Raw genomic sequence first — 15,106 nt, forward strand, 5'->3', positions numbered from 1 at the left:
AGGCTCTCATCATGACCGGCTCGACGGCGCAGCAAGGCGCCCCCGCCCCGCTGCTGCGGCTGCGCGGGGTCAGCCGCACCTACGGGGAGCGGAAGGCGCTGCTCCCGCTCGACCTGGACCTGGAACCCGGCACCTGCACCGCCCTCTTCGGGCACAACGGCTCCGGCAAGTCCACGCTGCTGCGCATCGCGTGCGGCCGGGACGAGCCGACGAGCGGCACCGCGCGGTTCGCGGGCCGCAAGATCTCGGAGGACGATCCGGAGGTGCGGGCCCGGGTCGCGGTCGTCGGCGACACCGTCGCGACCTACCCGGACCTGACCGTGCGCGAGCACCTCGAACTCGTCACCGTCGCCCACGCCGTGGAGGACGCCGACGCCTGGATCGACGAGGTGCTCGCCGACCGCCGGCTGTCCGGCCACGCGCAGGCGCTGCCCGGCTCCCTCTCCTCCGGCCAGCTCCAGTCCCTGCTGCTGGCCGCCGCCCTCGTCCGCCCCCGCGACCTGCTCGTCCTCGACGAGCCCGAGCAGCGGCTCGACCCGGACGCCCGGGTCCGCCTCGCGGAGCTGCTGAACGGCGAGAAGCGCGACGGCGTCGCCGTCCTGCTGGCGACGCACCAGCCCGAGCTCGCGGAGACCGTCGCCGACCGGATGATCGCCCTGGAGGACGGCCGGGTGATCGCCGAGGGCCCGCCGGCGGAGGTCCTGGCCGAGCTGGGGCTGCGCGGATGAGCCGCGACGAGTCCGTACGGGGGGAGTCTGTACGGGACGAGACCGTACGGGAGGAATCTGTACGAGAGGAGTCCGTACGGGACGGGTCCGCAGCCGGCGACCTCGTGCGGAACGAGTCCGCGGAGGACGAGCCCGCGTGGAGCGAGGAAGAGGACGACCGCACCGCCGAGACGCTGCGCTGGCTGCGGGAGAAGCGCAAGTCCCACCGGCGCCAGAAGGGCCGCGACGTCGCCGTCCTCGTCTACTCGGTCGTGCTCCTCGGCGCCGGCTACGGCGGCGGGTACGCCGTCTACTTCCTGCGCCGGCTCCGGCTCGGCGCGGACTACAGCGCCGTCGGCGCGCACGTCCAGGCCGCCCTGCCGGCGTTCTTCACGCTCCTGACCGCCGCCCTGGCCCTGCTCGCCGCGCGGGACGCCCTGTGGCGCGGCCCCGTGGTCGTCCCCGCCCCCTCGGTCGGCTGGCTGCTCGCGCAGCCCGTGCGCAGGGCCGTCGTCCTGCGCCCGTGGTTCTGGCTGTCGGCGGGGGTGTCGGCCGGCACCGCCCTGGTGGCCGCGGGCGCCGCGGCCGTCGTCCTGCGCGTCCTGGGCCTGGCCTCGCCGGGCGGCGCCCTGCTCGCGCTGCTCCCGGCGGCGGTGTGCCTGCCGCTGCTGGCCGTCGCGGCGGGCATGGCGGTGGAGCACCGGGCCGGGCTCGCGGGCTTCGTCCGCCGCTTCTCGCCCCTGGCGGTGGTCGTGCTGATGCTGCTCGCGGGGCAGACCGCGGCCGCCGCGGCCGGGCACCGGAGCGCCGTGCTGGAGCAGGTGGAGCTGTGGTCCGGGCCGTGGGGCTGGGCGGCCCAGCCGGTCGTCTCCGCCACCGGCGGCCACGCCCCGGGCTGGCCCGCCGCGGTGGTCCTGCTGGTGCTCCTGACCGCCGCCGGCCTGGTGCGGGGGCACCGGGACGCCGCGCTCGTGCCCACGGCGCAACTGCGGCGGCGGGCGGCCACCGCCCAGACCGTGTCGTCGGTGATGTACTCGGCGGAGCTGCGGGCCGCCAAGCTCGCGCTGATGGACGCGGCCGCCGCCGGGCCCGGCGCCGGCCGCATGCGCGGCGTCCGGCTGCCGCGCCCGCGCAGCAAGTACCTCGTGGTGGTCTGGCGGGACCTGCTGTCCCTGCTGCGGACGCCCGCCCGCCTGGGGAAGGCCCTGATGTGGCTGGCCTGCGCCTCGGCGGTGGCCGCCCTGGGGCTGCAGTTCTCCGGCGGTGCCCGCGCGGTCGGCCTCGGCGCCGCCCTGCTGCTCGGCTACTTCGCCGTGGGCGTCCTCGCCGAGCCGGCCCGGCTGGAGACGGACGACGTGCGGCGCGCGGCCTGGGCCCCCTTCCGCTTCCGTACGCTCATGCTCCAGCACGCGGTGGTGCCGGCCGTGCTGGGCGCCCTGCTGGCGTTGCTCGCGGCGGTGCCGTTCGCGGTGGCGGGGGCGCCGTGGGCGCTGGTGCTGATGCCGCTGTGCGCGGTGCCGTTCGGTGCGGCGGCGGTCTTCTCGGCGAGCCGCGGGCCGGCTCGTACGGACATGCTGTTCTCCGGTGTGAGCTCGCCGATCGGCGACCCCGGGGTGTTCCGCTTCTTCTTCTGGTACGCGGCGGGGCCGCTGGTGTCGGCGGGCGGGCTCGGGATCGCCCTCCACGGGGTGCTGAGGCGGGCGCTGGACGCGGGTGCCGTGGCCGTTGTGGCCGGTGTGGCGGCGGTGTTGACGGTCGGGCTGCTGTTCTTCGCCGCACGGTCCGCCGACCGCCTCGTACGGCCCGGGAGTTGACGCCGTTCGCGCTGGTCACGCCCGGCTCGCGAGCCGGGCGCATTCACCTGAACGAGTGATTCCGTCCAGGGGGTTGATACGCGCACACTCTCGGCACAGGACGGCGCGCGCCCTCCACCCGGGCCCCCGGCTGCCCTTCTGCCGGGAGGCCTGCACAGAGCAAGGAGGACGGCATGTTCCCATCCACTCCCCGCCGGCTGACGGCCGGCGCGGCCGCACTCGCCGGAGCGCTCGCGCTCGGGCTCGGCACGTTCGGCAGCACGGCCGCGTCGGCCCAGCAGCTTCCGGCACTCGTCCGCTGCACCGGCGGCAGCTTCACCATGGACGTCAACGCCGCGGCGACCGGCCTCGGCACGCTCACCGACTGCAGCGCCCCCGGGCGCCCGGGGCTGACCTCGGGCGTCATCACCATGTCGGGCCTGGGCACCATCAGCGACACTCTGGTGACGACCACGACCACCGACAAGATCACCTGGAACACGGGCGAAGTGACCAACCTGACGGAGGTCCGGGAGTTCGTGCCGACCGTGGGGAACAGGGTGCGTGAAGCCGGGACGGGCGACAGCATCAGCGGACTCTTCCACCCCTCCAACGAGGAGGAGTTCGGACGCGGGACCCAGTCGGTCAACCACGCTCACCACTACAACATCAACAATGGGCTCACGGTGGCCCTCTTCGACGGCGCCCTGTAGACCGGGCGACCTGAAGGGCGCCCCGCCCCGGCCCGCGCGGCCGGGACGGGGCGCCGTCACGCCCCCGTGACGCCGTCCACCCGTTCCCGCACCAGATCCGCGTGCCCGTTGTGGCGGGCGTACTCGCCGATGAGGTGGAGGAGGACGAAGCGCAGCGAGCACGCCTCGCCCCCGGCGGTGAACGTGTCGTCCAGGGACGCCTTCGCCACCACCGCGTCGGCCAGGCGCTGCTCCTCCAGCAGGCACGCGTAGTCCTCGGCGGCGCGGGCCGGGTCCGCCTCCTCGAAGTCGGCGTCGCCGTTCTCCGCCGTGCCGTGCAGCCGGGGCACGTCCTGGCCGGCGAACCGCTCGCGGAACCAGATGCGCTCGACCTTCGCCATGTGCCGGATCAGCCCCAGCAGCGACAGGCCCGACGGCGGCACGGACCGCTCGGCCAGCTGCTCACCGGTCAGCCCCGCGCACTTGCGCAGCAGGGTGCTGCGGTGCCAGGCGAGGAGGCCGGTGAGCAGGGTGCGTTCGTCGGCCGCGAGGGATCCGCCGGGCCGGGTGACCCCGGGCGCTGTCCATGTCATCCCGCGATCATGCCGCTGCCCGTACGGCTGCGCGAGTCCTTTCCCCGGCCGCCCGGTCCGCGGCGCCGCCCCGGAGGCGCCGGCGCTGCCCGGCCGTCAGAAGCGCCGGCGCTGCCCGGCCGTCAGCCGAGTGAACCCTCTTCCGGCTGGAGGACGACGAAGTCCGCCCCCGCGGGGTCCAGGCAGACCGCCAGGCGGCCGACGCCCTGTGCGGTTTCCGGGCCCATCTGGATCGTGCCGCCCCCTTCGGTGACCTTCGCGACCGTCGCGTCGCAGTCCTCGGTGCCGAAGACCGGGTGCCAGTAGGGGCGGCCGTCGTTCAGGGCGAGGTGTTCGGCAGGGAGCTCCATGAGGCCGCCCTGCATCCGCTCCTTGCCCTGGCCCGCCGGCGTGATCAGGGAGTACGTGCCCCCGCCGCCCGGCAGCGGAACGTCCTCGGTGGCCCAGCCGAAGACCGTGCCGTAGAACTGCTTCGCCGCCGCCGCGTCGGTGGTGTAGAGCTCGGTCCAGGACAGGGCGCCCGCCCGGTCGGCCGTCTCCAGGCCCGTGTACGTCCCGGGCTGGAAGACGGCGAACTGACCGCCCTGGGGGTCGGTGAACTGGGCCATCCGGCCCTCGCCCTCGCCGGGGCCCATCGGCGGGACCCGCACCGCGCCGCCCGCGCGCTGCACGGACGCGGCCGTCGCGTCCGCGTCCGCGGTCCGGAAGTAGATCATCCAGGCGGACCGGGCGCCCTCCTCGGTGAGCGGGCCCATCCCGGCCACGGTCTTCCCGTCCAGCCGGAAGATGCCGTAGCCGCCGGTCTCGGGGCCGTGGGGCTGGAAGTCCCAGCCGAACACCGCGCCGTAGAAGCGCGCGGCGGCCGCGGTGTCGGGCGAGCCGAGGTCGAGCCAGGAGGGGGAGCCGGGGACAAAGTCAGTGGTGATCATGGAAGCGATCTCCCTTCGCGGTTCCTCTGCGAAGACAGCCTGACACCCCCCACTGACAAGCGCCCGTCGGCGCAGGTCGGGGGCACACCGGTCGCCCGGCCCGCGCGCCCGGCCGGCGCTCCGGCCCGCATTCCCTCCGGTCCCCGCCGCTCAGTCCCCGCCGTCCTGGTGCGCCCGCAGCCCGACGCCCAGGATCCCCTCCCAGTCCGTCAGCTCCTCCACGAGGGGATAGGCCGTGCCCTTCCCTTCCAGGCTCAGCACCACCCCCGCCTCCTTGGCCTTGCCCTTCTCCCGCCCGTCCGCCGACACCTGCTCCGGCTCGATGTGGACGTCCGTGACCCGGAATCCGCGCTTCGTGCACAGCTCCAGCACGCGCCCCAGGAGCCCCCTGCGCGTGCGGTACGACAGGTGCAGCTCGACCCGGTCGCCGGGCACGAGCGCCATGCGCCGGGCGATCACGGGATAGCCGCGCACCACCAGGAAGTGCACCAGGGTCGCGGCGGCGCCGAGCAGCGGCAGGCCGCCGCCGCAGGCCATGCCCAGGGCGCAGGTCAGCCAGATCGTGGCCGCCGTCGTCAGGCCGCGCACCGCGTCGCGGCGCACGAAGATCAGGCCGCCGCCGATGAAGCCGATGCCGGAGACGATCTGGGCGGCCACCCGCGAGGGGTCCTGCCGGGCGTCGACGAGCGCGGACACCGCGCCGAAGCCGTGGATCGAGACCTCCATGAACAGCGCGCTGCCCACCCCGACGAGGGTGTGGGTGCGCAGTCCGGCGCTCTTCTGCTGCAGCTCGCGCTCCAGGCCGATGAGCGAGGAGAGCAGCAGGGCGAGGCCCAATTCGGTGAACTGCCGCACGCCTTGACCGCTGCCGGGGTCGAAGAGCGGGGCCGCTAAGTGCTGAGCTATGTCCATTGCGCCATTGTGGCTGGAACTCGACTGTCTCAAAAGGGAGTTGACGGCCCCTCTATCGCACGGCGGGACGCACTGGATACCTTCCGCCCCATGCATCCCTCCCGACTTGGCGGAACAGTCCTCGCTGCCGCCCTCCTCGCCGCCGGCGCGACCGTACCCGCGACCGCCGCAGCCCCGGCGCCCCGCCCGTCCCTCACCGTCGAGGAGCAGCGGCTCGACGGCCCCGTGCCGCAGGAGATCCTGCGCCGCGGCGGCTTCGCCGACACGGCTCCGGGCTTCGCCGCCGCCCTGAGCGGCACCCGCACGCTCCCGCAGGCGCAGCGCCTCGCGACCGCCGAGGGGCGGCGGCTGTGGCAGCGGGCCGTGGACCGGGCGCAGGGCCGCGGGCCGGGCCCGGAGCGCGCCGGGGACCTGAGCCGCGACGACGACCGCCCGCTGTACTGGGCGCGGCTCGGCATGACCCGCGCCCTCCAGGAATGGAAGCCCGCCTTCCGGCTGTCCGGGGCGCAGCGCGCCGAGCTCACCGGCCGCGTCGAGCGCTCCTCGCGCGGCCAGGACTCCCTCGACCTCCCGGAAGGAACGCGGGTCAAGCGCGTCATCGTCACCGGCTTCGACCCCTTCCAGCTCGACGCGGACCCCCGCCGCTCGAACCCCTCCGGCGCCGCCGCCCTCGCCCTGGACGGCACGACGGTCGACACCCCGGCCGGCCCGGCCCGCATCGAGGCCGCCGTCTTCCCCGTCCGCTGGGCGGACTTCGCCGACGGCACGGTCGAGCGCACGCTGCTGCCGCACTTCCGGCCGGGTCCCCGCCGCGTCGACCTCTTCACCACCATCAGCCAGGGCCGCCCCGGCCGCTTCGACCTCGAACGCACCAACGGGGCCTGGCGCGGCGGCTACCCCGACAACGCGAACGCCTCCCGCACGGAGACCGTGCCCGTACCGCCCGGCATTCCGACCGTCCACCCGCAGCCGCAGTGGACGACGACGAGCCTCCCGTACGCCGCCATGACCGCCGCCACGACGGGGCCGTTCCCCGTGCACGACAACACCGAGGTCACCGAGATACCCGCGGGCGCCACCGAGCCGGTCGACCGGCCGGACGGCCCGACCCCGGGCTCGACCGCCCGCGCCGGCGGCGGGGGCGACTACCTCTCCAACGAGATCGCCTACCGCGCGACCCTGCTGCGCGACGCCGTGCGCCTGCCCGTCCCCGGCGGGCACCTGCACACCCCGGTGCTGCAGTTCGGCCCGGGCAACACCGATCCCGCGACCGGCACGGTCACCGACCCCGAGTTCGTACGGAACCGGCTCGCGATCACCGACCAGGTGCGGTCGCTCACAGCGGTGGCCGTCGCGCACGCCCGGACGCCATGATGGGCGGATGATCATCGCAGCAGCACAGTTCACCGCCCGGCCGTGCGACATCGCGGCGAACACCGCCCGGATGGCCGCCTTCGTCACCGAGGCGGGGGAGCGCGGCGCCGCGCTCGTGGTCTTCGCCGAGCTCGCCGTCACCGGCTACGAACTCGACGCGATCGCCGCCGCCGGGGACGGGCTGCTCCTGGACCCCGACGACCCGCGGCTCGCCCCCGTACGGGACGCGTGCCGGGCCGCGGGCGTCGCCGCCGTCGTCAACGCCCCCGGGCGGGCCGCCGGCGGCGGGCCCGCCATCAGCAGCTTCGTCTACGGTCCGGACGGGGCGCTGCTCACCCGCTACGACAAGGTGCACGTGACCGGCACGGAGCGCGCCGCGGGCTTCGTGCCGGGCACGGCGGAGGGCCGGTTCACGCTCGACGGCGTCGGCTTCGCACATGTCATCTGCTACGACGCCCACTTCCCGGAGTGCGCGGCCCGTGCCGCCGCCGACGGGTGCGGGGTGCTCCTCGCCAGCTCGCTGTACGGGCGGGGCGGCGGCGCCCAGGAGCGCATGCAGATCTTCCCGGCGCTCGCGAAGGACAACGGCCTGTACGTGCTGCTGGCCAACCACTACGGCCCCTCCGGCCCCTACGACGCCTGCGGCCTCAGCGCGGTGTGGGCGCCGGACGGCAGCGTCCTCGCGGAGGGCCCGGACGCGGGGGAGGGGCTGGTGACGGCGGAGGTGTCGCTCAGCTGAGGCGTCCCTCCGCTGAGGTGCCCCTCAGCTGAGGGCGCCTTCGCCCGCCGCCTCGGGCTCGGCTTCGGCCGGGCCCTCCTCGCCCATGAGGTCCCGCACGAGCAGCGTCGCGCTCGCCACCGCGCCCGGCATCACGAACACCGCGACGACCGGCACGAGGAAGAGGAGCGCCAGCGGCACGCCGAAGCCCAGCGTGAGCAGCTTGCGGGAGCGCAGCAGCCGCAGCCGCTCGCGCAGCGGCACCCCGCGGCGCTGCAGGGCCACCGCCGTGAGCTCCTCGGCGAGGAAGAAGCCCGAGAAGCAGAAGCCGATCGCGGGGACCACGGTCTGCCCGACGAACGGCACGAAGCCGAGGGCGAAGAACAGCACGCCCCAGGCGGCGGCACGCACGAGCACCGCGAGGCTCTCGCGGGCGGAGATCCACAGCTCCCGCCAGAGCGGCAGCCCGGACTCGGGCGCCTCGCCGCCCACCGAGCGGTCGACCCGCGCGGACAGCTCCTCGTAGAAGGGCTGCCCGACCAGCAGGGTCACGGCGGTGAAGGAGATGACGGCGAGCAGCAGGCCGCCGCCGAAGAGGAGCACGGTCAGCGCGCCCCGGAACAGGCCCGCCCACGGCGAGGCCCAGTCGTCGGCGAAGGGCGTCGCCCAGGCGACGCCGTCGCCCGCGTACAGGGCCAGGCAGACGACCGCGGCCGCGTAGCCGACGAGGGTGATCAGCCCGGGCAGCAGCCCGAACCCCCACTGCCGCCGGTTTCGGGCCACCCAGCGCTGGCCCTTGCCGAGGTACGCCATTCCCGCCATGAGATCTCGCATGGCGGGAAGGCTATCCGGCGGGCCGCCGGTCTCAGAACGTGACGATCATCTTTCCGGTGTTCTCGCCCCGCAGCATGCCCAGGAAGGCGTCCACCGCGTTCTCCACGCCGTTCACGACCGTCTCGCGGTACTTGAGCTCGCCGGAGCGCACCCAGCCGCCGACCTCCTCCACGAACTGCGGCTGCAGCGCCTGGTGGTCCCGGACGATCATGCCCTGCAGGCGCAGGCGCTTGCCGATGATCGAGATCATGTTGCGCGGGCCCGGCTGCGGCTCGGTCTCGTTGTAACCGGCGATCGCGCCGCAGAGCGTGGCGCGGCCGTGCAGCTTCAGCGCGCCGATCGCGGCCTCCAGGTGCTCGCCGCCGACGTTGTCGAAGTAGACGTCGATGCCCTCGGGCGCGGCCTCCTTCAGCTGCTGGGCGACCGGCCCCTTCTTGTAGTTGAAGGCGGCGTCGAAGCCGTACTCCTCGGTCAGCGCCTTGACCTTCTCGTCCGTGCCCGCGCTGCCGATGACGCGCGAGGCGCCCTTGAGCCGGGCGATCTGGCCGACCTGCAGGCCGACCGCGCCCGCGGCGCCGGAGACGAACACGGCGTCGCCCTCCTTGAAGGAGGCGACCTCCAGCAGGCCCGCGTAGGCGGTCAGGCCCGGCATGCCGAGCACGCCGAGGTAGGTGGACAGGGGCGCGAGCTCCGGGTCGACCTTCACCGCGTGCTCCGCGCCGACCAGGGCGTACTCGCGCCAGCCGAGGGAGTGCAGGACGTGGTCGCCGGGCCGGAAGGCGTCGCTGCGCGAGGCGACGACCTCGCCGACCGCACCGCCCTGCATCGGCTCGTCCAGCTCGAAGGGCGGGACGTAGGAGCGGACGTCGTTCATCCGGCCGCGCATGTACGGGTCCACGGACATGTGGATGTTGCGCACCAGGATCTGTCCCTCGCCGGGCTCGGCCACGGCGGCCTCGCGCAGCGCGAAGTCCTCGGGCTTCGGCCAGCCGTGCGGGCGGGCGACGAGGTGCCATTCACGGCTGGTGGTGGGCGTTGCGGACATGGGACCCGGCCTCCTAATGGTTCAGTAACTTAAACAACCATGCTCCTCGATATTTCATGTTGTCAAGCAACGCGGTAACCTGGATGTCATGGTCCCCCGAACCGATGCCCTGACCCGTGAGGTCGTCGACCTCATCGCGGCCGTCGTGGCCCGCTACCACGAGGAGTACGAGGAGGCGGCGGCCAAGCACGCGCTCACCGGCGCCCAGGCCAAGGTCCTCGCCCTGCTCGCGCGCGAGCCCATGCCGATGCGGCGGATCGCCCAGCGCCTGAAGTGCGAGCCGTCCAACGTCACCGGCATCGTCGACCGCCTGGAGGCCCGCGGCCTCGTCGAGCGCGGCCCCGACCCGGACGACCGCCGCGTCAAACTCGCCGCGGCCACCCCGGCGGGCCTGGAAACCGCCGACCGTCTCAGCGAGTCGCTGGACTTCGCCCGCGAGCCGCTGGCCGGCCTCTCGGCCGAGGAGCGGACGTCCCTGCGGGACCTGCTGCGGCGTGTCCTGGAACCGGGCACGGACGCGCCCCGTTAGGCCGCGCCCCGTAAGGGGCGCGGGGAACTGCGCGACCAGCCACGCGCGACCTGCAGTCGGCCGACCGCGCACGGCCTCGGGCGGGCATCCGACGAGGGGTGAGGGTCGGTCCGGCACCGCCGGTCAGCCACGCTGTGGTGGCCCGCCGCCGCGGCGGAGGAAAAGCGCCGGGCAGCCCCGGAACGTGGCGCGCCCTGGTGGCCCGCCGTCGCGGCGGAGGAGAAGCGCCGGACCCCGGGGCCGGCAGGCCCCTCACGCGGGGAACCGCAAGTCCCCCGCCCGCACGACCGTGCCGAGCCGCGGCATGTCCAGCGTCACAGACCCCCGATGCTCCTCCGCCGTCAGCGCGCTCATCGCGTCCTCCACGAAGACCAGCCCGTAGCCGTGGTCGGCCGCCGCCCGGGCCGTGGACTCCACGCCCAGGTTGGTGACGATCCCGCCGAGGACGAGCGTCCGCACCCCCCGTTCCCGCAGCCGCGCGTCCAGCTCCGTGCCGTGGAACGCCCCCAGCGACCGCTTCACCACCACGACGTCGCCCTCCTCGGCGAACCCCGCGAGCAGCCCGCTCCCGGGCGGCTGCTCCGCCGGCCCGGGCCGCTCCGTGCGCACGACGGCCACCGTGCCGCCCGACTTCCGGAACGACCGCGCCAACTCCTCCGCCGTACGGACCACTTCGTCCCCGCTGCGCGGGGCGAGGGGGAGCGCGACGACGCGCTCCATCAGGTCGATGAGGACGAGGGCGGTGGTCCGCGGGTCGATTTCCGTCATGGCCAGACCGTACCGGTCGGGCACGGGCCGCGGGCGGCCTCCGAGCTCCCTCCGGGATGACGATAGGTAAAGCTTGCCCGACGTCCGCGTGGCAGCCCGCGGCCCGCCGTCACCCCTGCCGTACGGAAGTTGACCCGCGCAGGGGTGAACTTGCTTATGAGTAAGGTCTGTTCATCGGATACCGTGCTGGAGAGCAGGCACGGACGCCTTCGGGCGCGTGTGTGCGGTGCCGGATGTCCGGAGCGAGGGTACGTACGTTCGCGCCGCGCGCAGCCCGCACGGCCCGTGTCTGACCGGGGCGGGGCCACCTGACAGGCCCCGCCCCACCAGCCCCCTCCCCGGGACGGGGTCCGTCCCTACGAGAGGTGCTTCTCGGCCGTGACGGTCCGGTAGGCCAGCGCGGCGAGCTCGCCCTGGCCCCGCTTGCTCGGGTGGAACCAGTCCCACTGGCTCAGCGCCTCGCCCGTGAACGCGTACGCGCTGACCGACCCGTCGAAGCGGCACAGCGCGTCCTTGCGGCAGACGTCCTTCAGGACCGCGTTGTACTCGCCGACCCGCTTCACGACCTGGGCGCGCCGCTGCTCCGCCGCCGGTTCGGCCGACTCGGAGTCCTTGAGCATCGAGGGGCAGATGCCCAGCTTCCAGACGGTCTTGGCGTAGCCGTTCGTACGCCCCTGCGACCACAGGCGCTGCAGGTCGGGCACGCCGGCCACGTAGAGCTGGGACTTCGGGAGCGCCGTGCGCAGCTCTTTCACCGAGGCCTCGAAGTCCGCGCGGAACGCGCTCACCGGCGTCATGTCGTCCACCTTGTCGCGGCAGGCGTCGTTCGCGCCCAGGAGCACGGTGACCAGCTGCGGCTTCTGCGCGACCGCGGACTGCATCTGGCCCGGGAGGTCGGCCATGCGGGCGCCGGTCCGCGCGTAGTTCCAGCTGCTGGTCTGCGGTGAGGCCAGCAGCCGGCGGGCGAGGCTGTCGACCTGGGTGCCGGTGGCCCAGGAGACCTCCGGGCAGTCCGCGAGGACCGCGCAGGCGTCGAAACCGCGCGTGATGGAGTCGCCCAGGGAGGCGATCGACGCGGGGCGGGTGTTCCAGGCGGGCGCGGCGGCGGCGCCGGCGCTCGGCTTCCCGGCGGAGGCGTCCTCCTTGCCGGAGTCGCACCCCGTGACGAGGAGGGCCGCCGAGAAGGCGGTGAGCGCCGCGACGGCGGCCCTGGCGGCCCCGCGCGCCTTCCGTCCGGTGCTGCGGTGCATCGCTCTTCCCCTCCGGCCGGGTGATATCTGTTCGGGTCCGACGGTACGTCACCGCGGGGGTACGTTCGCACGGTAGCTTTTCCCCGGGGCGGTCGTGCCGTGCCCCGGGGCGGCTTCGCACTTCCGGCACAACTGAAATACGACACGTCACATCCTGTCCCTTTCAGGAGAAATGCTCCCGATGGTGTTTACTGTTGGTAACCTCGCGAGCTGGTGCGGGAGTGGCCATTGGGGCAGAATCTTGCATGCTGTCCCGGGCGGGACCGGTACGGGTGCGAGGCCGCTGGGGAAGGCGACCCTCGAACCGCACTGGAGGTCCCGGTGACGACACGTGGAGTTCTGTACGTGCACTCCGCCCCGCGCGCGCTGTGCCCGCACGTCGAATGGGCGGTCGCGGGCGTGCTCGGCGTGCGGGTCACCCTCGACTGGATCCGGCAACCCGCCTCGCCCGGCACCTGGCGCGCCGAATTCTCCTGGCAGGGGCAGGTCGGCACCGCCTCCAAGCTCGCCTCCGCACTGCGCGGCTGGCACCTCCTGCGCTTCGAAGTGACCGCCGAGCCGTGCGCCACGGCGGAGGGCGAGCGCTACAGCTCCACCCCCGACCTCGGCATCTTCCACGCCGTCACCGGCATCCACGGCGACATCCTCGTCCCCGAGGACCGGCTGCGCGCCGCCCTCGCCCGCGCCGCCCGCGGCGAGACGGAGCTGGAGGCGGAGGTCGCCAAGCTCCTGGGCAAGCCGTGGGACGACGAGCTGGAGCCCTTCCGGTACGCGGGGGAGGGCGCGCCGGTCCGCTGGCTGCACCAGGTCGTCTGAGCAGCCGGCTGCACCAGATCGTCTGAACAGCCGGCCGCACCAGGTCCTCCGAACGGACGTGCGCGCTTGCCCTGGAGCGGACTCCAGCACCTAGCGTCGGGGCCATGACCGACACCAGCGCAAGCCCGGCACCGGCCGTCACCGTCACCGTCCTCGGCACCGGCATCATGGGCGCCGCCATGGCCCGCAACCTCGCCCGCGCCGGCCTCGCCGTCACCGCCTGGAACCGCAGCCGGGAGAAGGCCGCACCCCTCGCCGCCGACGGCGTGCGCGTCGCGGACACCCCCGCCGACGCCGTCCGCACCGCCGACGTCGTCCTGACCATGCTCTACGACGGCCCGGCCGCCCTCGACGCCATGCGCGCCGCCGCGCCCGGCCTGCGGCCCGGCACGGTCTGGGCGCAGTCGAGCACGGTGGGCCTGGAGGGCTTCGACGGTCTCGTGGCCTTCGCCCGCGAGCACGGCCTCGTCCTCGTCGACGCGCCCGTCCTCGGCACCAAGCAGCCCGCGGAGGAGGGGAAGCTGACGGTGCTGGCCGCGGGGCCGGAGGGGGCGCGGAAGGCTCTGGAGCCGGTCTTCGAGGCCGTCGGCAGCCGTACGGTGTGGCTCGGCGACGACGCCTCGGCCGGTACGGCCACCCGGCTCAAGCTCGTCATCAACAGCTGGGTGCTGGCCGTCACCCACGGCACGGCCGAAGCGCTCGCCCTCGCCGAGGGCCTCGGCGTCGACCCGGCCGGTTTCCTGGACGCCGTCGCCGGCGGCCCCCTGGACATGGGCTACCTGCGCGCCAAGGCCGGCCTGATCCTCGGCGGCGACCTCACCCCCAGCTTCACCACCGCCACGGCCGAGAAGGACGCCCGGCTGATCGTCGCGGCGGGGGAGCGGGCGGGCGTGCGGATGGACGTGGCGGCCGCGGGCGCCGAACGGTTCCGCCGGGCCGCCGAGCAGGGGCACGGGGACGAGGACATGGCCGCTTCGTACTACGCGTCCTTCGACACCCCTTGAGGGGGCGAGGGGGGATGCGGGGTAAAGGGACGGTCAAGCGATGGATAGGGTGATTCGTCACCCATCCGGCTCCCGAAGGACGACACACGCATGACCATGCCCGGGTATCCCCACGGCCACCCCGGGGCGTACTACCCGCCCTACCCGCCCGCGCAGCCCCGCAACGGCCTGGGCACCGCGGCGATGATCGTCGGCATCTGCGCCGCGGTCATCGGCCTCGTCCCGTTCCTCTTCTTCCTCTCCGGCCCGCTCGCCCTGGTCGCCCTGGGCCTGGGCATCACCGGCCTGGTCCTCGTCCGCAGGGGACGGGCCACGAACAAGGGCATGGCCCTCACCGGCACGATCCTGGGCGGCGTGGCCCTGCTCATGGCCGTCGGCGGCCTCCTCTTCACCCTCTTCATCGTCGACAAGGCCGACGAGGAGAACGACGACCTGTACGAGGACCGCCCGCCGGCGGCCGCGGGCCCGGCGGAGCCCTCCCCTTCCGTCTCCGCGGCACCGAAGCCGCTGAAGTTCGGCGAGACGTACACGTACAAGGACGGCGTCACCATCACCGTCGACAAGCCCGAGCCGTACGAGCTCGACCGCATCGCCTTCGGCCACGAGGACGGAGACCTGGCGCTCCGGTTCAAGGTCACCATCGCCAACGGCGGCAAGGAGCCGATGGACCTCCTCGCCCACGTCCCGTACGTGCGCGACGCCACCGGCAAGAGGGCCTCGGAGATCTTCGACGGACGCGGAGCGACGAAGCCGTTCACGGGCAAGCTGCTGCCCGGCAAGCAGGCGGAGACCACGTTCACGTACTCGGTCCGCCCGGACGGCGCGAAGGAACTCCAGGTGGAGACCGGCGCCAACAACGACCGCCCGGACGTGATGTGGGTCGGCCCGGGGCAGTAGCGCCGTGGGGTGTGGGTGGGTAGTGGTGCGGTTCCGTGGGTTGGGTGCGGGTCAGAACAGGCCAGCAGCGGGGGGAGGGGTGGGGGGCTCGGCTCCGTCGGGTGTCCGGCGGACCGTGGGCGGTTGGCCGCCGTACTCCTGCCGTCACGGATGCGGCTGCGTGAGGAGACCTCCCCATTAGCCTGGGCTGAGGGGGAGCTGGCTGCTGCCGCGGTGTGGTTTCGCCCGTCGTGGGCGCTTCGCTA

Annotated in this window: 16 protein-coding genes; 9 read left to right on the forward strand and 7 right to left on the reverse strand. The window is 74.0% G+C overall.

From position 1 onward, the window contains the following. The first annotated feature begins 11 nt into the window (after nt 1-11). From B7P34_RS08110 to B7P34_RS08120, 3 genes are all read left to right on the forward strand, one after another. Nucleotides 12-728 (forward strand): ATP-binding cassette domain-containing protein, encoded by a 717-nt coding sequence (locus B7P34_RS08110; RefSeq protein ID WP_106675127.1) that lies wholly within the window; start codon nt 12-14, stop codon nt 726-728. Then, nucleotides 725-2,521 carry a hypothetical protein gene (locus tag B7P34_RS08115; protein ID WP_146166765.1) on the forward strand — a complete coding sequence of 599 codons (1,797 nt, stop codon included), beginning with the start codon at nt 725-727 and terminating at the stop codon, nt 2,519-2,521. Before B7P34_RS08110 ends, B7P34_RS08115 begins: the two co-directional genes overlap by 4 nt. 173 nt (nt 2,522-2,694) lie before the next feature. Then, nucleotides 2,695-3,213 (forward strand): hypothetical protein, encoded by a 519-nt coding sequence (locus B7P34_RS08120; protein WP_106675129.1) that lies wholly within the window; start codon nt 2,695-2,697, stop codon nt 3,211-3,213. A 56-nt stretch (nt 3,214-3,269) separates the two neighbouring features. On the opposite strand, the gene B7P34_RS08125 is transcribed toward B7P34_RS08120, so the two are convergent. The 3 genes from B7P34_RS08125 to B7P34_RS08135 form a co-directional block, all read right to left on the reverse strand. After that, a complete protein-coding gene (locus B7P34_RS08125) occupies nt 3,270-3,785 on the reverse strand; it encodes a DinB family protein (protein ID WP_106675130.1) in 516 nt (171 codons plus the stop codon). A 122-nt stretch (nt 3,786-3,907) separates the two neighbouring features. Next, the gene (locus tag B7P34_RS08130) at nt 3,908-4,714 is read right to left on the reverse strand and encodes a VOC family protein (RefSeq protein ID WP_106675131.1); all 807 of its coding nucleotides are present in this window, start codon (nt 4,712-4,714) and stop codon (nt 3,908-3,910) included. A 150-nt stretch (nt 4,715-4,864) separates the two neighbouring features. After that, nucleotides 4,865-5,626, reverse strand: coding sequence for an MgtC/SapB family protein (locus B7P34_RS08135; RefSeq protein WP_106675132.1), 762 nt, complete (start codon nt 5,624-5,626; stop codon nt 4,865-4,867). 90 nt (nt 5,627-5,716) lie between these two features. Between B7P34_RS08135 and B7P34_RS08140 the strand changes: the two genes are divergently transcribed. Further along, on the forward strand, nt 5,717-7,000 hold the full coding sequence (locus B7P34_RS08140; RefSeq protein WP_106675133.1) for a pyroglutamyl peptidase: 1,284 nt from the start codon (nt 5,717-5,719) through the stop codon (nt 6,998-7,000). Between the two features lie 7 nt (nt 7,001-7,007). Beyond that, nucleotides 7,008-7,739 carry a carbon-nitrogen hydrolase family protein gene (locus tag B7P34_RS08145; protein WP_106675134.1) on the forward strand — a complete coding sequence of 244 codons (732 nt, stop codon included), beginning with the start codon at nt 7,008-7,010 and terminating at the stop codon, nt 7,737-7,739. Nucleotides 7,740-7,763: 24 nt separating this feature from the next. Here B7P34_RS08145 and B7P34_RS08150 read toward each other — a convergent pair whose 3' ends face one another. Both B7P34_RS08150 and B7P34_RS08155 read right to left on the reverse strand, forming a co-directional pair. Beyond that, complete coding sequence (locus B7P34_RS08150) at nt 7,764-8,552, reverse strand: EI24 domain-containing protein (protein WP_106675135.1); 789 nt, start codon at nt 8,550-8,552, stop codon at nt 7,764-7,766. A gap of 31 nt (nt 8,553-8,583) precedes the next feature. Then, nucleotides 8,584-9,597: an NADP-dependent oxidoreductase gene (locus B7P34_RS08155; protein ID WP_106675136.1), complete on the reverse strand. Its 1,014-nt coding sequence runs from the start codon at nt 9,595-9,597 to the stop codon at nt 8,584-8,586. A gap of 88 nt (nt 9,598-9,685) precedes the next feature. On the opposite strand from B7P34_RS08155, the gene B7P34_RS08160 reads away from it, so the two are divergent. Then, nucleotides 9,686-10,126, forward strand: coding sequence for a MarR family winged helix-turn-helix transcriptional regulator (locus B7P34_RS08160; RefSeq protein ID WP_106675137.1), 441 nt, complete (start codon nt 9,686-9,688; stop codon nt 10,124-10,126). A 252-nt stretch (nt 10,127-10,378) separates the two neighbouring features. Here B7P34_RS08160 and B7P34_RS08165 read toward each other — a convergent pair whose 3' ends face one another. After that, nucleotides 10,379-10,894, reverse strand: coding sequence for an isochorismatase family protein (locus B7P34_RS08165; protein ID WP_106675168.1), 516 nt, complete (start codon nt 10,892-10,894; stop codon nt 10,379-10,381). Nucleotides 10,895-11,250: 356 nt separating this feature from the next. Beyond that, a complete protein-coding gene (locus B7P34_RS08170) occupies nt 11,251-12,144 on the reverse strand; it encodes an SGNH/GDSL hydrolase family protein (RefSeq protein ID WP_106675138.1) in 894 nt (297 codons plus the stop codon). A 321-nt stretch (nt 12,145-12,465) separates the two neighbouring features. Here B7P34_RS08170 and B7P34_RS08175 point away from each other — a divergent pair, with 321 nt between their 5' ends. From B7P34_RS08175 to B7P34_RS08185, 3 genes are all read left to right on the forward strand, one after another. Beyond that, nucleotides 12,466-12,960: a DUF3145 domain-containing protein gene (locus B7P34_RS08175; protein WP_058044575.1), complete on the forward strand. Its 495-nt coding sequence runs from the start codon at nt 12,466-12,468 to the stop codon at nt 12,958-12,960. A 104-nt stretch (nt 12,961-13,064) separates the two neighbouring features. Next, nucleotides 13,065-13,964 (forward strand): NAD(P)-dependent oxidoreductase, encoded by a 900-nt coding sequence (locus B7P34_RS08180; RefSeq protein WP_106675139.1) that lies wholly within the window; start codon nt 13,065-13,067, stop codon nt 13,962-13,964. A gap of 90 nt (nt 13,965-14,054) precedes the next feature. Then, nucleotides 14,055-14,861 carry a DUF4190 domain-containing protein gene (locus B7P34_RS08185; protein WP_106675140.1) on the forward strand — a complete coding sequence of 269 codons (807 nt, stop codon included), beginning with the start codon at nt 14,055-14,057 and terminating at the stop codon, nt 14,859-14,861. Nucleotides 14,862-15,106 lie beyond the last annotated feature (245 nt).

This window comes from Streptosporangium nondiastaticum (genome assembly GCF_003011965.1).
Lineage (GTDB): Bacteria > Actinomycetota > Actinomycetes > Streptomycetales > Streptomycetaceae > Streptomyces > Streptomyces nondiastaticus.

Excerpts from the sequence above, each read along its gene's own strand:
- B7P34_RS08110 (WP_106675127.1), top strand. The coding sequence starts at position 12 with ATGACCGGCTCGACGGCGCAGCAAGGCGCCCCCGCCCCGCTGCTGCGG.
- B7P34_RS08115 (WP_146166765.1), top strand. The coding sequence starts at position 725 with ATGAGCCGCGACGAGTCCGTACGGGGGGAGTCTGTACGGGACGAGACC.
- B7P34_RS08120 (WP_106675129.1), top strand. The coding sequence starts at position 2,695 with ATGTTCCCATCCACTCCCCGCCGGCTGACGGCCGGCGCGGCCGCACTC.
- B7P34_RS08125 (WP_106675130.1), bottom strand. The coding sequence starts at position 3,785 with ATGACATGGACAGCGCCCGGGGTCACCCGGCCCGGCGGATCCCTCGCG.
- B7P34_RS08130 (WP_106675131.1), bottom strand. The coding sequence starts at position 4,714 with ATGATCACCACTGACTTTGTCCCCGGCTCCCCCTCCTGGCTCGACCTC.
- B7P34_RS08135 (WP_106675132.1), bottom strand. The coding sequence starts at position 5,626 with ATGGACATAGCTCAGCACTTAGCGGCCCCGCTCTTCGACCCCGGCAGC.
- B7P34_RS08140 (WP_106675133.1), top strand. The coding sequence starts at position 5,717 with ATGCATCCCTCCCGACTTGGCGGAACAGTCCTCGCTGCCGCCCTCCTC.
- B7P34_RS08145 (WP_106675134.1), top strand. The coding sequence starts at position 7,008 with ATGATCATCGCAGCAGCACAGTTCACCGCCCGGCCGTGCGACATCGCG.
- B7P34_RS08150 (WP_106675135.1), bottom strand. The coding sequence starts at position 8,552 with ATGCGAGATCTCATGGCGGGAATGGCGTACCTCGGCAAGGGCCAGCGC.
- B7P34_RS08155 (WP_106675136.1), bottom strand. The coding sequence starts at position 9,597 with ATGTCCGCAACGCCCACCACCAGCCGTGAATGGCACCTCGTCGCCCGC.
- B7P34_RS08160 (WP_106675137.1), top strand. The coding sequence starts at position 9,686 with ATGGTCCCCCGAACCGATGCCCTGACCCGTGAGGTCGTCGACCTCATC.
- B7P34_RS08165 (WP_106675168.1), bottom strand. The coding sequence starts at position 10,894 with ATGACGGAAATCGACCCGCGGACCACCGCCCTCGTCCTCATCGACCTG.
- B7P34_RS08170 (WP_106675138.1), bottom strand. The coding sequence starts at position 12,144 with ATGCACCGCAGCACCGGACGGAAGGCGCGCGGGGCCGCCAGGGCCGCC.
- B7P34_RS08180 (WP_106675139.1), top strand. The coding sequence starts at position 13,065 with ATGACCGACACCAGCGCAAGCCCGGCACCGGCCGTCACCGTCACCGTC.
- B7P34_RS08185 (WP_106675140.1), top strand. The coding sequence starts at position 14,055 with ATGACCATGCCCGGGTATCCCCACGGCCACCCCGGGGCGTACTACCCG.